At 73.4% G+C, this 17220-nt stretch carries 13 protein-coding genes and 1 pseudogene; 12 read left to right on the top strand and 2 right to left on the bottom strand.

From position 1 onward, the window contains the following. Positions 1–203: 203 nt before the first annotated feature. The 10 genes from ABZZ17_RS30900 to ABZZ17_RS30855 all read left to right on the top strand — a co-directional run bounded on the left by ABZZ17_RS30900 (position 204) and on the right by ABZZ17_RS30855 (position 12929). Positions 204–728, top strand: coding sequence for a hypothetical protein (locus tag ABZZ17_RS30900; protein WP_356880890.1), 525 nt, complete (start codon positions 204–206; stop codon positions 726–728). 397 nt (positions 729–1125) lie between these two features. After that, complete coding sequence (locus tag ABZZ17_RS30895) at positions 1126–3261, top strand: hypothetical protein (RefSeq protein WP_356880888.1); 2136 nt, start codon at positions 1126–1128, stop codon at positions 3259–3261. A 79-nt stretch (positions 3262–3340) separates the two neighbouring features. Next, positions 3341–4993: a GT4 family glycosyltransferase PelF gene (gene pelF / locus ABZZ17_RS30890; RefSeq protein WP_356880886.1), complete on the top strand. Its 1653-nt coding sequence runs from the start codon at positions 3341–3343 to the stop codon at positions 4991–4993. Next, a complete protein-coding gene (locus tag ABZZ17_RS30885) occupies positions 4990–6396 on the top strand; it encodes a hypothetical protein (protein ID WP_356880884.1) in 1407 nt (468 codons plus the stop codon). The genes pelF and ABZZ17_RS30885 overlap by 4 nt, the downstream gene beginning before the upstream one ends. 90 nt (positions 6397–6486) lie before the next feature. Beyond that, entirely contained in the window at positions 6487–7488 is a 1002-nt protein-coding gene (locus ABZZ17_RS30880; RefSeq protein WP_356880882.1) for a GDP-mannose 4,6-dehydratase, read from the top strand. A gap of 77 nt (positions 7489–7565) precedes the next feature. Next, a complete protein-coding gene (locus ABZZ17_RS30875) occupies positions 7566–8279 on the top strand; it encodes a sugar phosphate nucleotidyltransferase (protein ID WP_356880880.1) in 714 nt (237 codons plus the stop codon). A 7-nt stretch (positions 8280–8286) separates the two neighbouring features. Next, the gene (locus ABZZ17_RS30870) at positions 8287–9195 is read left to right on the top strand and encodes an NAD-dependent epimerase/dehydratase family protein (RefSeq protein WP_356880878.1); all 909 of its coding nucleotides are present in this window, start codon (positions 8287–8289) and stop codon (positions 9193–9195) included. Then, positions 9192–9854 (top strand): spherulation-specific family 4 protein, encoded by a 663-nt coding sequence (locus tag ABZZ17_RS30865; protein WP_356880876.1) that lies wholly within the window; start codon positions 9192–9194, stop codon positions 9852–9854. The genes ABZZ17_RS30870 and ABZZ17_RS30865 overlap by 4 nt, the downstream gene beginning before the upstream one ends. Then, positions 9851–10831 (top strand): endo alpha-1,4 polygalactosaminidase, encoded by a 981-nt coding sequence (locus tag ABZZ17_RS30860; protein ID WP_356880874.1) that lies wholly within the window; start codon positions 9851–9853, stop codon positions 10829–10831. The genes ABZZ17_RS30865 and ABZZ17_RS30860 overlap by 4 nt, the downstream gene beginning before the upstream one ends. A gap of 232 nt (positions 10832–11063) precedes the next feature. Continuing rightward, complete coding sequence (locus ABZZ17_RS30855; protein WP_356880872.1) at positions 11064–12929, top strand: glycoside hydrolase family 3 N-terminal domain-containing protein; 1866 nt, start codon at positions 11064–11066, stop codon at positions 12927–12929. A gap of 154 nt (positions 12930–13083) precedes the next feature. Here the strand turns inward: ABZZ17_RS30855 and ABZZ17_RS30850 are convergent, their stop codons facing one another. Continuing rightward, positions 13084–14229 carry a DUF6596 domain-containing protein gene (locus ABZZ17_RS30850; protein WP_356880916.1) on the bottom strand — a complete coding sequence of 382 codons (1146 nt, stop codon included), beginning with the start codon at positions 14227–14229 and terminating at the stop codon, positions 13084–13086. A 19-nt stretch (positions 14230–14248) separates the two neighbouring features. Continuing rightward, positions 14249–14656 carry a YciI family protein gene (locus tag ABZZ17_RS30845; protein WP_356880870.1) on the bottom strand — a complete coding sequence of 136 codons (408 nt, stop codon included), beginning with the start codon at positions 14654–14656 and terminating at the stop codon, positions 14249–14251. A 329-nt stretch (positions 14657–14985) separates the two neighbouring features. On the opposite strand from ABZZ17_RS30845, the pseudogene ABZZ17_RS30840 reads away from it, so the two are divergent. Together ABZZ17_RS30840 and ABZZ17_RS30835 are read left to right on the top strand one after the other, a co-directional pair. After that, a pseudogene (locus ABZZ17_RS30840) lies at positions 14986–16587 on the top strand (AMP-binding protein); the annotation flags it as partial. After that, the gene (locus tag ABZZ17_RS30835) at positions 16579–17139 is read left to right on the top strand and encodes a thioesterase family protein (protein WP_356880914.1); all 561 of its coding nucleotides are present in this window, start codon (positions 16579–16581) and stop codon (positions 17137–17139) included. The pseudogene ABZZ17_RS30840 and the gene ABZZ17_RS30835, both read left to right, overlap by 9 nt. Positions 17140–17220 lie beyond the last annotated feature (81 nt).

The raw sequence follows: 17220 nt of genomic DNA, 5'->3' as shown, positions 1-17220 counted from the left end.
CGCGCTTCCGGCGGTGCCGCGCGAGAGGGGGCGCCCCGCTCCCCGGCGGGAACCCACCGTGGACTGCCGCTCTACGGTGCGTGACCCTCCGTCGCGAGTTCCCCGCGGGTCCTTCACGGGGCGCACACTTCCGGCCGTTCCGCGCCCCCGCGCTCCCCCGGGGGGCAGACGGCGCGCGAGGCGCCGTCCTAGCCTCCCGGGCCATGCGATCACCCCTGAAGAGCCGCCTCGGTCTCGCCGCCCTCCTCGCCTTCGTCCTGTCGCTGTTCGGCCTCGCCCCCGTGGCGCAGGCCGACCCGGCGCCGGCCGCCCTGACGTTCACCACGAACGCCGCGACCGTCACCCCCGGCGGCACGGTGAACCTCTCGATGACGCTCACCAACAACAAGACCTACGACATCTGGTTCGCCTACCAGAGCATCGCCCCGACCTGGCTCACCACCCAGCGCGCCGACCTCAAGTACAGCTTCACCGCCTGCAGCCTGGCGACCCCGGCCGGCGCCACCTCCTGCTCGGGGGTCGGCCCGTCCGACCTCGGCGCCAACTACGGCGCGACCATACCGCCCGGCCAGAGCCGCACCGTGACGCTGACGCTCCAGGTGGCCGCCGATTCCGGTTGCAACGGAAACATCGGCTTCTACTCGTACTACTACGCCGAGTTCAGTGACAGCACGAGCACCAGCGCCGGTCCGGTCTACACGCCCGAGACGCGGGTCCTCTGCGCCTGACGGCCCCTCCGGTGCGGCGGGGAGTGGCCGGAAAGAGCCCCCGACCGCCCGTCCAATTGGTCTGAACCACTGGCGTGGCGCGCCGGCGGACCGTCTCGGTCCGCCGGCGCGCCACCCGGCTCCGGACCGGCCCTCACGACCGGCGGACCCGGGCCGCCGGCGGTCCACGGAAGCGGACGGAAGGGTCAACGCGGCCCTGTTCGGGTCGAGTTGGTTACCTGCGTTTTTCCGTCGGTTTTCGCGGCATCCCCACGAAAGCTACACAGAGGTATCACTATGTGACGCGACGGATGCGTCGACGACTGGTTTCTGAGGGGGATGCCGGCGTCGCGCAAGGGGGGGCGTCCGCTTCGTGCGCGCCGCGCTCACCCCTGCCCGGGGAGGGGACTTTCACCGCATGAAGCGAAGCATACGCACCGCCGTGTTATCGGTGGGCGCGCTCATCGCAGCCGTCGGACTGCCGGCCGGAACGGCGCACGCCGACACCACCGCACCCCGCGTGGACCTGCGGGTGCTGGTCGTGACCGACGGCGGTCCGGCCGTTCAGGCCATCACCTCGGAGCTGGAATCGGCGGGAACGCCGTACACGCAGGTCGACCTCACCCGGCCGGACCGGCCCACGATCGACCCGGCCTTCCTCGCCGACACCGTCGACGGCCGGCCGCGCGCGAAGTTCCAGGCGGTCGTCCTGCCCAACGACAACCCGTTCGCGGCGGGCTCCGCCGAGATGGCGGCCCTCGCCACCTACGAGCAGACGTACGACGTCCCGCAGGTCGACGCCTACACCTACGCGCGCCCCCAGGTCGGCCTCCAGTACTTCGTCCCCGGCGGCTACGCGGGCAGCGTCGACGGGGTGCAGGCGGCGGTCACCCCGGCCGGCCGCGCCGGCCCGTTCGGCTACCTCGAAGGAGCCGTACCCTTCGAGGACAACTCGCCCTCCGTGGGCGAGAGTTACGCCTACCTCGCGCAGCCCGCATCCGGCGCCGACTTCACCACCTACGTCGACGCCCCCATCCCGGGCACCGCGCGCCGCGGCTCGCTCGTCGGCGAGTACCGCCACGACGGCCGCCGCGAACTCGTCGTGACCTTCGTGTACAACCGCTACCAGCAGCAGTACCGGCTGCTGGCCCGCGGAATCGTCGAGTGGATGACCGCGGGCGTGCACCTGGGCGCCTCCCGCAACTACTTCTCCGTCCACGTCGACGACGTGTTCGCCGCCGACGACCGCTGGGACACACAGCTCAACTGCACCCCCGGCGACGTCGACTGCGCGGGTGGCGGCGGGACGCCCAACCCCATCCGCATGACCGCCGCGGACGCGGAGTACGCCAAGAACTGGCAGGCCGGACGCGCCTTCACCCTCGACATGGTCTACAACGGCGCCGGCAGCCTCGACCAGCGCGAGGACAACAACGGCGTCGACGAGCTGGCCGACAAGCTCCAGGCCGACCGCGACCGGTTCCGCTGGATCAACCACACCTACACGCACGCCTTCCTGGGCTGCGAACAGGACACCAGTGTGGTGCCGTGGCGGTGCGCCACCCAGCCGGGCGGCACCACGAAGTGGGTCAGCCGGGCGGCGATCGACGACGAGATCGTCCTCAACCGCCTGTGGGGCCAGAACTTCGGCCTGCCCCTGCAGAACGACGAGCTGGTCACCGGCGAGCACTCGGGCATGGCGGTCCTGCCCCAACAGCCGCAGGACAACCCGAACCTGGCGCTCTCCCTGACCGGCAACGGCGTCAAGTGGCTCGCCTCCGACAACTCCCGGGACCCGGAACAGCGCCGGGTCGGATCCGCCTCGACCGTGGCCCGCTACCCGATGAACATCTACTACAACGTCGGGAAGGCCGCCGAGGCGGTCGACGAGTACAACTGGATCTACACCTCCCGGGCCCAGGGCGGCAGCGGCATCTGCGAGGACCACGCGGACACCACGACCTGCCTGACCGCACCCCTGGACACCACCACCGGGTACGCCGACCGGATCGTGCCGACGGAGACCCGGACCGCACTCGGACACGTCCTCTCGAACGACCCGAAGCCGCACTTCATCCACCAGTCGAACCTGGCCGAAGAGCGCCTGGCCTACCCGGTGCTGAACGGCGTCATCGACGGCTACGACGCGCTGTTCGCCGCCAACACCCCGCTGGTCAACGAGCGGATGAAGGACGTCGGGGCCGAACTCGCCCGCCGCGGAGCCTGGAAGAGCGCGGTCCGGGCCGGCCAGGTCACCGCCTACCGCGTCGGCGGCACGGTCACCGTCGTGGCACCGAACGGGCTCGACGTCACCGCGACCCTGCCCGCCGGCACCCTGCTGGGCGGCGCCGCGTTCGGCAGCCCCTACGCGGGCCGGGCCTCCGGATGGACCGCCTCGACCGGCACCGCGCTCACCCTGACCCTGCCGGCAACGACGCCCGCGGCCCCGTCCGCCCTGGCGGCACCCCGGCCGGCGACCGGCACCGCACCCGCACCCGGTACCCGCGTCCCGCCCGCCGTGCGCGAGGGCGCGACGGACACCGACCGGCGCTGAACCGGCGTCCCGCCGGTCCGGGCCGCACACGGCCCGGACCGGCCCGACCACCCCCACACACCGGCCGTGGAGCACACCCATGCACGTTCACCACGGCGCGCGACGCACCGGCGCGCCGCACGTCACCCTGCTCACCGAAGGCACCTATCCCCACAGTCACGGCGGCGTCAGCGTCTGGTGCGATCAACTCGTCCAGGGCATGCCCGACGTCGACTTCGACGTCATAGCCGTCACCGGCACCGGCCGCGAACCGCTGGTCTGGGACCTGCCCGGTCACGTCCTCGGCGTCAGGTCGGTACCCATGTGGGGCGCACCCCCGGAGGGCCGCGCCCCGCGGGGACGCGGTCACCGCAGGCTCTCCGGCGCCTACGAACAGTTCCTCACCGCGCTGCTCGACCCCTGTGCGGAGGCCGGGTTCGCCCCCGCCCTCTCCACGATGGCGCGGGCCGCGTCCGACGGGGCCCTGAGCCCCTACCTGCGCGGGGACCACGCGATCGCGGTGCTCGCGGCGGTCTGGAACCGCCCGGGGCTCGCCGCGCGCGAGGCCCGGCCCACCCTGCACGACGCTCTCACCGCGACCTCCCTGCTCGAACACGCCCTGCGCCCGCTGGCCGCCCCGCCACCGGAACACGGCGTGGCCCACGCGGTCAGCGGCGGCGTCGCCGTACTGCCCGGGCTCGCCGCGCTGGAGCGGCACGGCGTCCCGCTGCTGTTGACCGAACACGGGGTCTACCTGCGCGAACGCTACCTCGGCTACCGCACGGCCCCGTACCGCTGGCCCGTGAAGGCCGTCGTCCTCGGCTTCTTCCGGCTGCTGGCCGAGGAGAGCTACCGGCGGGCCGCACTGATCACCCCCGGCAACCGCTACAACCGGCTCTGGGAGGAGCAGGGCGGCGCCGATCCGCAGGCCATCCGTACGGTCTACAACGGCGTCGACCCCGCCGCGTTCCCGCCCGCCGGGCCGGAGCCGCAGGCGCCGACCCTCAGCTGGGCCGGCCGCGTCGACCCGATCAAGGACCTGGAGACCCTGATCCGGGCCTTCGCCCTGGTCCGCGAACGCGTCCCCGAGGCCCGGCTGCGGCTGTTCGGCGGCACACCGCGCGGCGGGGAGGCGTACCGGGAACGCTGCGAGGCGCTGGCCCGCGACCTCGGGCACGCGGACGCGGTCACCTTCGAGGGCAGGGTCGACGACATCAAGGACGCCTACGCGGCGGGCAACGTCGTGATGCTCTCCAGCATCAGCGAGGGCTTCCCGTTCACCCTCATCGAGGCCATGTCCTGCGGCCGGGCGACCGTGTCCACCGACGTCGGCGGGGTCCGCGAGGCGGTCGGCGACGCCGGCCTGGTGGTCCCGCCGCGCGATCCGGCGGCCATGGCCGAAGCCGCCCTGGAACTGCTGGGAGACTCCCGGCGGCGCGCGGCGATGGGCGAGGCGGCCCGGCTGCGGGTCATCGAACAGTTCACCCTGCGCCAGACCATCGACACCTTCCGCTCCATCTACCTGGAACTCCCCGGACTCGACCGCACGCCCAGCACGACGGCGGGCCGACCCGCGGAGCGGACCGCACGCGTCGCGGAAAGAGCGGCCGTGCGCAGCGAACTCCCCGCCCCGACGCCCGTGCCGGTGGTGCTCACCCCGGTCGCGGTCGCCACCGGACGGGCACGCAGACAGGACCGGGCCCGTCCGTCCGTGCCCTCCGCGGCCACCGGCACGGGGAGCCTCGCCGGATGAGCGGGCCGATGTCACTCGAACCCGGCGGCGCGCACCAGGACACCCTGGCGCTGAGGCTGGCCGACACCGCGGCGCGCCCGCCCCGGCGGGCGTGGGCCGAGACCACCCTCGCCCTCAAACTGCCCGGACCCGACGAGGCGGAGGTCAGCCGGCTCGCCGCCGAACTGGCCGACCGCGTCGGGCCGGCCGTCCACCCGTACGAGGTGGCCGCCCTGCTGGAGGCCGAAGGCCTGTCGGCCGAGACCATCCGCGGCCGGTACGGGCACCCCAACATCTTCTCGCTCGCCGCCGCGCTGTACGAGCGGGTGCCGAGGGTCTTCCCGGAGCCCGTCAAGGCGCCCGACCCGTGGCGCCCCGACACCGTACGGTGCCTGCTGCGCGGCGTGCTCTTCGCCCTCCCGGGACTCGCCTACCTGCTCACCGCGCCCCTGTGGAACCCCGGCCGGCACGCCACCGCCCTGATCGTCGCCGGCATCGTGTCCTGGGCGTGGGGCCAGGCCCTGGGGCACCGCGCCTACCTGCGGATGGTGGCCGGCCGCCGCGAGGCGGGCCGGACCCTCCTGACGGGGGCGCCGCTCGGGGCGGCCGTCGCCACGGCGGCCGGCGCGGCGGCCACCGGAGGCGGCTCCGTCACCTGGGCAGTCGCCGCCCAGTCGCTCTACCTGGCCGCCGCCGGGAACCTGCTGGTGCTGGGCCGCGAGCGGCTGCTGCTGATCGCGCTCACGCCGCTGATCGCGGGGGCCGCCGTCCTGCCCTGGTGGGAGCCCGGGCCCCTGCTCCGCGCGGGGCTCCCGGCCCTGACGCTCCTCGCGACGCTGGGGATGGCCGCCCGCGCACTGCACGGTGCGTACGCCGCCCCGGCGGCGCCGGACGGGGGCGCCCGGCTCCCGCTGTCCCGGTCCCTCCCGTACGGCCTCTTCGGGCTGGCCGCGGCCGTACTGGTCCTGCTGGAGGGGCGGTTGGAGCCGTACGCGGTGATCGCGCTGACCGTGAGCATGGGTCCGGCCGAGTGGCTGCTGTACCGCTTCCGCGGCCTGTCCGTCACCGCCCTCGGCGCGGCCTCGACGCCCTCCGGGTTCCTGCTGCGGTCCGCCGGGGTCCTGGGGCTCTGTCTGGCGGCCTACCTGCTGCTCCTGCTGCCCGTGGCACTGCTGACCGGCGCCGCCCCGGCCGCGTTGCTGCTGCTCGCCGCGACCCTGTGGACCGCGCTGCTGCTCCAGGCCTTCGGCGTGGCCTGGCCGCCGGCGCTGCTCTGCGGGGCGGCGGCGGCCGGCGCCGCCACCGCCACCTTCCTCGGGCCGGCGGCGGGTGCGCCGGCCCTGACCCTGTCCTGCGGCCTCGCCGCGCCGGGCCTCGTCGTCTGCGCCCTGTGGATCCTCGGGCGCCCGGCCCGGCACGGCTGACGGCCCGGCGGGCCGAGGATCCGCCGCCGGGCACGACCGCCCGTCACCGACTCCCGTACGCATCGCCCACACATCCGAGAGGCAGATCAGTTGACCACCGCACCGCTCGCCGCCGTCACCGGAGCCGAGGGCTTCATCGGCTCCCACCTCACCGAGGCCCTCGTCGCCCGTGGCTTCCGGGTCCGCGCCATGGCCCAGTACAACTCCTTCTCCTCGTACGGGTGGCTGGAGACGCTCGCTCCCGACGTCCTCGACCAGGTGGAGATCGTCCTCGGTGACGTCCGGGACCCCGGATCCGTCCGCGGACTCCTCGAAGGCGCCGACGCCGCCTACCACTTGGCCGCGCTCATCGCGATCCCGTATTCCTACCGGGCCCCGCACAGCTACGTCGACACCAACGTCACGGGCACCCTCAACGTACTGGAGGCGGTCCGCGCGCTCGGCACGCCGCGCCTGGTGCACACCTCGACCAGCGAGACGTACGGCACCGCGCGGACCGTGCCGATCACCGAGGACCACCCCGTCAACACCCAGTCCCCGTACGCCGCCTCGAAGGCGGGCGGCGACCGGCTGGCCGACAGCTACCACGCCAGCTTCGAGACCCCGGTGGTGACCCTGCGCCCGTTCAACACCTACGGGCCGCGCCAGTCGATGCGCGCGGTGATCCCCACCGTCATCGGCCAGGTGGCGGCCGGCGAACGCGTCATCACCCTCGGCGACCTGCGGCCCACCCGCGACTTCAGCTTCGTCAAGGACACCGCGCAGGCCTTCCTCGCGGCCGGCACCGCACCGGCCGACCGCGTGGTCGGACACACCTTCAACTCCGGTACCGGCGGCGAGATCTCCGTCGCGGACCTGGTGACCCTGATCGGCAAGGTCATGGACGTCCCGATCGAGGTCCGCGAGGACGGCGAACGCCTGCGGCCGCCCGCCTCCGAGGTGATGCGCCTGGTCGCCGACGCGAGCCGGCTCACCGCCGCCACCGGCTGGCAACCACGGCACAGCCTGGAGGAAGGCCTCGCGCACACCGTCGACTTCTTCCGTGACCCGGCCAACCTGGCCCGCTACAAGACCGGCATCTACAACATCTGACCGCCCCGCGGTCCACCCACGTCCACCCCGTTCCCACCCCACCCACCGTCCCCCCACGCAACCCAAGGAGGAGACCCATGTACGCAGTGATCCTGGCGGGCGGCAAGGGCGTCCGGCTGCGGCCCTACACCACGGCCCTGCCCAAGCCCCTCGTGCCCATCGGCGACCAGCACACGATCCTGGAGATCGTGCTGCGCCAGCTCTCCACGGCCGGGTTCACCCGGTGCACCATCGCCATCGGACACCTGGGCGAGATCATCCGGGCCTACGTCGGTGACGGCTCCCAGTGGGGCATGAGCATCGACTACGCCACGGAGGAGAGCCCGCTGGGCACCATGGGCCCCCTGCTCAACCTGCGCGACCGCCTGCCCGAGCGGTTCCTCGTGATGAACGGAGACGTCCTCACCGACCTCGACTACGCCGACGTGCTGCGCACGCACGAAGCCTCGGGAGCGCCGCTGACCATCGCGACGTACCCGCGCAAGGTGCACATCGACTTCGGGGTGCTGACCACCGACGCCAGTCGGGTGGTCGGCTTCACCGAGAAGCCCAGCATGGACTACCACGTCTCCATGGGCGTGTACGGCATCAGCCGGTCCACCCTCGACCACTACACCCCCGGACTGCCGCTCGGCTTCGACGAGTTGGTCCTCGACCTGCTGGCCGGCCAGAACCCGCCGCACTCCTACGCCTTCGACGGCTACTGGCTCGACATCGGGCGCCCCGACGACTACGACCGGGCCAACGCCGAGTTCACCAGCCGCAAGTCCTTGCTGCTCAAGGGAGCCTGAGCACCTCATGCGCATTCTCGTCCTGGGCCGGACCGGCTACCTGGGCGCCCATGTGGCCGAACGCCTGCGCGCCCTCCCGGGCGCGCGGGTGTTCGACGGCGGCCGCTCTCCCGACGCCGACTTCGGCGTCGACCTCGCGGCCGACCGGCCCGAACGGCTGGCGGGCGTCCTGGCCGCGGCCGCACCCGACGCGGTGGTCAACTGCGCGGGCGCCACCGGCGGGGACGCCGTGACGCTGGCGGAGGTCAACGCCCGCGGCCCCGCGCTGCTGTGCGCCGCGCTGCGGGAGGCGGCGCCCGCGGCACGACTGGTGCACCTGGGTTCGGCGGCCGAGTACGGGCCGGGGGAGCCACCCACCCGGGTCGCCGAGTCGGCCGCGACCCGCCCGGTCACCCCGTACGGCGCGACCAAACTGGCCGGCACCGTGGCCGTGGCCGCCTCCGGGCTCGACGGCGTCGTCCTGCGCGTGGGCAACCCGGTGGGCCCCGGCGCCCCGCCGAGCGGACTGCCGGGGCGGATCGCGGCACTGCTGCGGGAGGCCGGCGCGGACCCGGAAGCGGTGCTGCGGCTGGGCGACCTCTCGGCGTACCGCGACTTCGTGGACGTGCGCGACGTCGCGCACGCGGTGGCGCTCGCGGTCACCGCCCCGGGCCCGCTGCCGCCCGTCCTGAACATCGGCGCCGGCCGGGCCGTGCCGGTCCGCGAGCTGGTCCGGGGCCTGGCCGAGCGGGCGGGCTTCCGGGGCCGCATCGAGGAGGAGGCGAGCGGGTCGGTCCGTTCGGCCCAGGTGTCGTGGCAGTGCTCCGACATCACCGCCGCCGACGAGGCCATCGGCTGGCGCCCGGTCCACGCACTCGGCGACACCCTCGCCACGCTGTGGGCGGCGACCTTCCCGGGAGGACCCCGAACACCATGACCCTGCTGGTTCCGCTGTACGTCCACCCCGCCGAGGATCCGGGCGCCTGGCACCGCCTCATCACCGGCGCCGCCGACACGTACGGGGTGGTGATCAACCCGGCCGACGGGCCCGGCGAGCGCCCCGACCCGGCGTTCGCCTCGGCGGCCGCCGCGCTGCGGACGGCCGGCGCCCGCCTCCTCGGCTACGTGGACACCGCGTACGGGGCCCGCGGCCAGGCCGAGGTGATCCACGAGATGTGCCGCTACCAGGAGTGGTACGCGGTCGACGGCTGCTTCCTCGACCGGGTGGACCCGACGCGGCAGGAACTGCCCGGTACCCGTCGGCTGATCCGCTCCCTGCGCAGGCTGGGGGCGACGCCCGTCGTGCTGAACCCGGGCGTCCATCCGGTGTCCGCGTACGTGCGCCTCGCGGACCTGACCGTCACCTTCGAAGGACACTGGTCGACGTACGTCTCGTCCTTCACCAGACCCGCGTGGACGGCCCGGCACGACCCCGAACGGTTCTGCCACCTCGTCTACGGGGTGCCCGAGGCCCTGGTCCCGCTCGCCGTACGCACCGCGCGCGAGCGCGGAGCGGCGGTGTCCGGGCCGGTGTCGGGCGAACTGCCCAATCCATGGGCGCAGTTGACCCCCGCACTCACCGGAACGGAACGATGATCCGCACCCTGCCGGCCCGGATCGGCCTGGTGGCCGTCCTGACGGGCCTGGTCCTGACGGGCTGCACCACCACCTCCGGCGACGATGACGACGCCGCCGCACCGCCGCCCTCCGGTCCGGGCGCCGGCACCCAGGGGCCGACGCCCGGATCACCCGACCCCTCCTCCTCCGTCCCCCCGTCCCCGCCCCCGGGGTCACCGGCGGCCACCGCGTCCGCCGGCGGCTCGCCCGGCAGCGGCGGCACCGGCTCCACTGCCGCTCCCGGCGGCCAGGCGAAGCCCCGCTGGAAGCCCGAACCCGGGCTGGCCTGGCAGTGGCAGCTCGACGGACGCTCCGACCCCTCGGTGGACGTCCCCGTGTACGACATCGACGGGTTCGAGAACTCGGCGGCCGACGTGGCCCGGCTGCACCGGGACGGCCGCAAGGTGATCTGCTACATCAACGTCGGGGCGTGGGAGGACTTCCGGCCGGACCGGGACGCCTTCCCCGCCACGCTGTTCGGCAAGCCCAACGGCTGGAAGGGCGAACGGTGGCTGGACATCCGCCGGATCGACCAGCTGCGCCCGATCATGGAACGCCGCTTCGACATGTGCCGCGACAAGGGCTTCGACGCGGTGGAACCCGATCTGGTGGAGGGCTACGGCAACGACACCGGGTTCCCGCTCACCCCGGAGCACCAGCTCGCCTACAACCGCATGATCGCCGAGATCGCCCACGCCCGGGGGCTGTCGGTGGGCCTCAAGAACGACCTGGCGCAGATTCCCCAGCTGGAGGGCGTCTACGACTTCGCGGTCAACGAGGAGTGCGCCCAGTTCGGCGAGTGCGAGGCGCTGACCCCCTTCATCAAGGCCGGCAAGGCGGTCTTCCACGTCGAGTACGAGGGAGCCCCCTCGGCCTTCTGCCCGCAGGCCCGCCGGCTCAAGTTGTCCTCGATGCTGAAGAACCCGGAGCTGGACACCTGGCGCAAACCCTGCTGAACCGGATGGGCGGGGGCCAGCGCACGCTGCCTGTGGAGTGCCCTGGCCGGTCACAGATGCCGCCGAGGGCTGCGGTTTCGTGAGTTACACGTGTAATCTCGCGGCTGGGGACGCCGCGCCGGGGGGAGCGGCGTGCCGGTCCCGGGTGCGCTGGGAGCGCCCGGGGCCGGCCCATGGAGCCCGCAGTCCCGAGGGGCGGCCCGTACGCCCCTGAAGCTCGGAGGAGCATTCGATGGCACACACCCCGGCGGCACGGCCGCGCGTCCTGGCCGCTCCGGACGGCACGCCGTTCCGGGACCTGAACGGCAACGGCGTCATGGAACCCTACGAGGACCCCCGGCTCCCCGTGGCCGAGCGCGTCGCCGACCTCCTGGCCCGCATGACGCTGGAGGAAAAGGCCGGCCTCCTCTTCCACACCATGATCACCATCAACCCCGACGGCTCCCTCGTGGAACCGGAGCCGGGAGCACCCGACGACGACCCGATGCGGGCCTCCACCTCCGCGATGGTCACCGGCAAGCTCATGAGCCACTTCAACCTGTTCGGCGCGGCGGCCCCGCGCCGCATGGCGGAATGGAACAACCGCCTCCAGGACCTCGCCGCCACGACGCGCCTCGGGATCCCGGTGACCGTCTCCACCGACCCCCGCAACGGATTCGTCGACAACCCCGCGGCGGGCGCGCAGACGGACGGGTTCTCCCTGTGGCCGGAACCACCGGGCCTGGCCGCCGTCGGCGACGAGGAACTCGTGCGCGGCCACGCCGACATCGTGCGCCAGGAGTACCTCGCGGTCGGCATCCGCCTGGCCCTCCACCCCACGGCCGACCTGGCCACCGAGCCCCGCTGGCCCCGCGTCCTGGGCACCTTCGGCTCCGACGCCGCAGTGGCCGCGCGGATGGTCGCCGCGTACGTCCGGGGGCTCCAGGGCGAGGAGCTCGGCGCCGGCAGCGTCTCGGCGATGACGAAGCACTTCCCCGGCGCGGGACCGCAGCTGAACGGGGAGGACGCGCACTTCCCGTACGGACGCGAACAGGTCTACCCGGGCGACAACTTCGACTACCACCTGATCCCCTTCGAGGCCGCCTTCGCCGCCGGCACCTCGCAGGTCATGCCGTACTACGCCATGCCGGTCGGAACGCCGTACGAGGAGGTCGGCTTCGGCTTCAACAAGGGCGTCATCACCGGTCTGCTGCGCGAGAAGTACGGCTTCGACGGCATCATCTGCACCGACTGGGGCCTGGTCACCGACACGCAGATCTTCGGGAGCCCCTTCCCCGCCCGCGCCTGGGGCGTGGAGGAACTGGACCGGCCCACCCGGGTGGAACGCATCCTCGACGCCGGAGCCGACCAGCTCGGCGGCGAGGCGGCACCCGAGCTCGTCGTCGAACTCGTCCGCACCGGCCGGGTGACGACCGAGCGCATCGACCGGTCGGTCGCGCGACTGCTGAGGGAGAAGTTCGTCCTCGGCCTCTTCGACGACCCGTACGCGGACCCCGACCGCGCCGCGCGGATCTGCGGAAACCCGGAGTTCACCGCGGCCGGCCTGGCCGCGCAGAGCCGCTCTGTCACCGTCCTCAAGGACCGCCCCGCCGGCGCCGCGGAACCCCTGCTGCCGCTCGATGCCGGGATCAGGATCTACACGGAGGGCGTCGATCCCGCCGTCGCCGCGCGGTACGCGACCGTCGTGGAGACCCCGGAGGAGGCCGATGTGGCCGTCCTGCGCATCTCGGCCCCGTACGACAAGGAACGGACGACCGGCTTCGAGTCGTTCTTCCGGGCGGGCCGCCTCGACTTCACCGAGGACGAGCTGCGGCCCGTGCTCGACGTCGCCTCCGCCGTTCCGGCCGTCGTCGACATCTTCCTGGACCGGGCGGCGGTCATACCCGAGATCGCCGACCGGGCGGCCGCCCTCGTGGCCGATTTCGGGGCCTCGGACACCGCACTGCTCGACGTGCTCTTCGGCCGGGCGGCGGCCGAAGGGAGGCTGCCCTTCGAGCTCCCCCGCTCGATGGACAGCGTCGTCGCCGGGCACGAGGACGTGCCCGACGACTCCACGGACCCGCTGTTCCCCTACGGGTTCGGCCTCCGGCTCGGCTGACCCGGGAAGGTGGCCCGACGCCCGACGACGCGCCCGACGCCCGACGCCCGACGCCCGACGCCCGACGCCCGACGCCCGACGACGCGCCCGACGCCCGACGCCCGACGCCCGACGACGCGCCCGACGCCCGACGACGCGCCCGGCGTGCGGCCCGTCAACCGGGCCGGCGGGCGTTGAGCCGGGCCGCCTGGCGCGTCAGGTGATCGCGCTCGGCGAGGTTGGGCGCCTTGTGGGCCGCCTCCGCGTACAGCCGCGCCGCCGTCGCCAGGTCGCCGTCGCGCTCGTGGAGGTACGCCGTCACCGCCGTGTGGCGGGGCAGTGCGGCGTCCAGCGCCGCGAGCGCCGCCAGGCCGGCGCGCGGCCCGTCGGCCTCCCCGACGGCCACCGCGCGGTTGAGGCGGACTACGGGGTTGTCGGTCAGGCCCGCGAGCTCGTCGTACCACTCGACGATCTGCACCCAGTCGGTCTCCTCGGCGGTGGGCGCGTCGGCGTGGAGGGCCGCGATGGCGGCCTGGGCCTGGAACTCGCCCAGCCGGTCACGGGCGAGGGCCGCCTGGAGGATCCCCACCCCCTCGGCGATCAGCGCGGTGTCCCACCGGCGCCGGTCCTGCTCGGCGAGCGGCACCAGGCGGCCGTCGGACTCGGTCCGGGCGGCCCGCCGGGCGTGGTGGAGCAGCATGAGGGCCAGCAGCCCGGCCACCTCGGGGTGGTCGATGCGGGCCGCGAGCTGCCGGGTGAGCCGAATGGCCTCGGCGGCGAGGTCGACGTCGCCGGAGTAGCCCTCGTTGAAGACGAGGTAGAGGACGCGCAGCACGGTGGCGACGTCGCCGGGCCGGTCGAAGCGCACGCCGGATACGGTGCGCTTGGCCCGGCTGATGCGCTGCGCCATGGTCGCCTCGGGCACCAGGTAGGCCTCGGCGATCTGGCGGGTGGTCAGCCCGCCGACGGCGCGCAGCGTGAGCGCGACCGCCGATGCCGGGGTCAGCGACGGGTGGGCGCACAGGAAGTAGAGCTGGAGCGTGTCGTCCGCCCCGGGCGCGGGGCCGGGCGCCGGTTCCTCCTCGACGCGGTCCTCGCGCCGGCGGCGGGCGGTGTCGGCGCGCGTGGCGTCGAGGAACTTGCGCCAGGCGACCGTGACCAGCCAGCCCTTGGCGTCCCGCGGGGGGTCCGCGGCCCAGACGCGGAGCGCCTCGACGAGGGCGTCCTGTACGGCGTCCTCGGCCGCCGCGAAGTCCGCTCCGCGGCGGACGAGGACGGCGAGGACGCCCGGTGTGAGGCTCCTGAGCAGGACCTCGTCGATCGGTGACGTCACGGCGCGCTTACTCCGTGACGGTGGGCGGCGCGGTCAGGAAGGGGCGCACCTCCAGCCACTCGTGGATGGGCTTGCCTCCCGCTCCGGGTGCGGCCGAGAGTTCCCCGGCCAGTTCGATGGCGCGTTCGTAGCTGTCGACGTCGATGATCATCCAGCCGGCGATGAGGTCCTTGGTCTCCGCGAACGGCCCGTCGGTGACGGGCGGGCGCCCCTCGCCGTCGTAGCGGACCCACGCGCCCTCGGGGGCGAGGGCCTGGCCGTCGACGAACTCGCCGGTCTCCTCCAGCCGGGCCGCGAAGTCGTGCATGTACCGCACGTGTGCCGTGATCTCCTCCGGGCTCCACCGGTCCATCGGCACGTCGTTGACCGCGGCCGGCGCGCCCCGGTAGTGCTTCAACAGCAGGTACTTGGCCATGGTGGTTCTCCTCGTCGCTCCTGCGGCCCATTGTGGCCGCCTTCATACCGGGGACGGAGCCGGACGCGGGTTCTCGACATCCCCGGCCGGCATTTTCCGGCTCTCGTCGAGCGGTCCGGGTTCAGGTCCGGTTTGTCCGAAATCCTTGAACTTCTCCGGCGGGGGTGCCTAGCATGTTACACGTGTAACAGACGGTGGAGCGCGGCCAGTGGACGGCGCCGCGCAACACGCTGTTAACTAACTCGGATATCGCGCATCATTGACGGTCGCAAGTTTAGCGAGATACTTGCTTCACTCTCCCCGCTGCCCCGAGATTGAGGTGCCGCCCCATGGAGCTCTCCCCGTCCGCCCATGTCGACACGTTCTGTCGCGATCGGCTCCCGCCCTTCGCCCTCTGGCCAGAACTCCACTTCGACCTACCGGAGTTGCACTATCCGGACCGGCTCAACTGCGCCGGTCGACTGCTCGACGACGCCGTCCTGCGCTGGGGGGCCGACCGGCCCTGTCTGCTGACTCCCACGGAGCGGTGGACCTACGGCGACCTGCTGGAACGCGCCAATCAGGTCGCCCAGGTGCTGACCGAGGACTTCGGCCTCGTCCCCGGCAACCGGGTGCTGCTGCGCGGGCCCAACAACCCCTGGCTCGTGGCCACCTGGTTCGGGGTGCTGAAGGCCGGCGGCGTGGCCGTCACCACGATGCCGCTGCTGCGCGCCGGTGAGCTCGCGGAGCTCTACGGGATCAGCCGGCCGGCCGTCGCCGTGTGCGACCACCGCTACCTCGGCGAACTGGCGGCCACCGGCACGTCCGGCCCCGCCGTGCTGGCCTACGGAGGTCCGGGCGAGGAGGACCTGGTCGCACGGTGTGCCGCGAAGGACGGCCGGTTCTCCACCGTCGCCACCGCGGCGGACGACGTGGCGCTGATCGCCTTCACCTCGGGAACGACAGGGCGGCCGAAGGCGACCCTGCACTTCCACCGCGACGTGCTGGCCAACGCCGACACCTTCTCCCGCCACGTCCTGCGGCCCCGCCAGGACGACGTCTTCACCGGAACCCCGCCCCTGGCCTTCACGTTCGGACTCGGCGGACTGGTGGTCTTCCCGCTCTCCGTGGGTGCGTCGACGCTGCTGGTCGAACAGGCCGCGCCGCAGCGGCTGGCCGAGCTCGTGGAGGAGCACGCAGTCACGGTGCTCTTCACGGCGCCCACCGCCTACCGGGCGATCATGGCGGCCGGCGCGGTGGGCCGGCTGTCGGGCCTGCGCCGCTGCGTGTCCGCCGGGGAGGCGCTGCCGGCGGCGGTGTGGGAGGAGTTCCACGCCGCGACCGGGCTGGGCATCATCGACGGCATCGGTGCCACCGAGATGCTCCACGTGTTCATCTCGGCGTCCGACGGCGACATACGCCCCGGCGCCACGGGCAGACCCGTTCCCGGGTACCGGGCCCGGGTGGTCGACGCGGAGGGCGAGCCCGTCCCCGACGGGCAGCCCGGCCTCCTCGCGGTCACCGGCCCCACGGGCTGCCGCTACATGGAGGACCCGCGCCAGACCGCGTACGTAAGGAACGGCTGGAACGTCACCGGCGACACCTACGTCCGCGACGCCGACGGCTACTTCTGGTACGTGGCCCGGAGCGACGACATGATCGTCTCCTCCGGGTACAACATCGCCGGCCCCGAGGTCGAGAAGGCGCTCGCCACCCATCCCTGGGTCGAGGAATGCGGCGTCGTCGGAGCCCCGGACGACGAGCGCGGGACGATCGTCAAGGCGTACGTGGTCCTGCGCCCCGGAACCGCGCCCGGCGCGGCGACGGTCAAGGAGCTCCAGGACCACGTGAAGCGGACCGTCGCGCCCTACAAGTACCCGCGCGCCGTCGAGTTCGTCACCGGCCTCCCGCGCACGAGCAACGGAAAGCTCCGGCGCGCCGAGCTGCGCGAGCGCGCCCGGCACGCCTCCCGCCCCATCCCCTCGGGGTCGACGGAAGGCACGACGACGGACACCTCCGGACCGCGGCCCGCGGATTCCGCGGCGGCGGACAGCTGCGCCGCGGGATGCCCCGAAGCCCTCGCGCGGAACCTGCCCAGCGTCATCGTCGAGCGGCGCGTCGAATGGCCCGACACCGACGCGGCCGGCCACTACCACCACTCCACGGTGGTGCGCTGGGTCGAGGCGGCGGAGGCCGTCCTGCTGCGGCGGCTGGGACTGGCCCACCTCTTCGGCAGCACCCCCCGCGTCCACTTCGAGGCCGACTACCGGGCCCGGCTGTGGTTCGGCGAGACCGTCCGCACCGAGCTGGAGGTCACCGAGGTCGGAACCAGCTCCCTGCACTACGCCTTCACCGTCCGCGGCGAGGGGGAGGAGCCGGCCGCCACCGGGCGCATGGTCATCGCCCACTCGGCTCCGCGCGCCACCGGCTCCGCGGCCTGGCCCGACGACGTGCGGGAGGTCCTCACCAAGGCCGGTCCGCAGGCCCCCGAGCTGTTCGCGTGATCCGGGGCGACGGGCCGGGCACCCGTCTCGCGATGTGTTGGAATCTTGACGATCGCCAAATATGCAACATACTCTGATTCC

This window comes from Streptomyces sp. NPDC006512 (assembly GCF_040611935.1).
GTDB lineage: Bacteria > Actinomycetota > Actinomycetes > Streptomycetales > Streptomycetaceae > Streptomyces.
The sequence above is the reverse complement of the archived record's forward strand: the minus strand, read 5'-3'. Positions and strand labels throughout refer to the sequence as shown.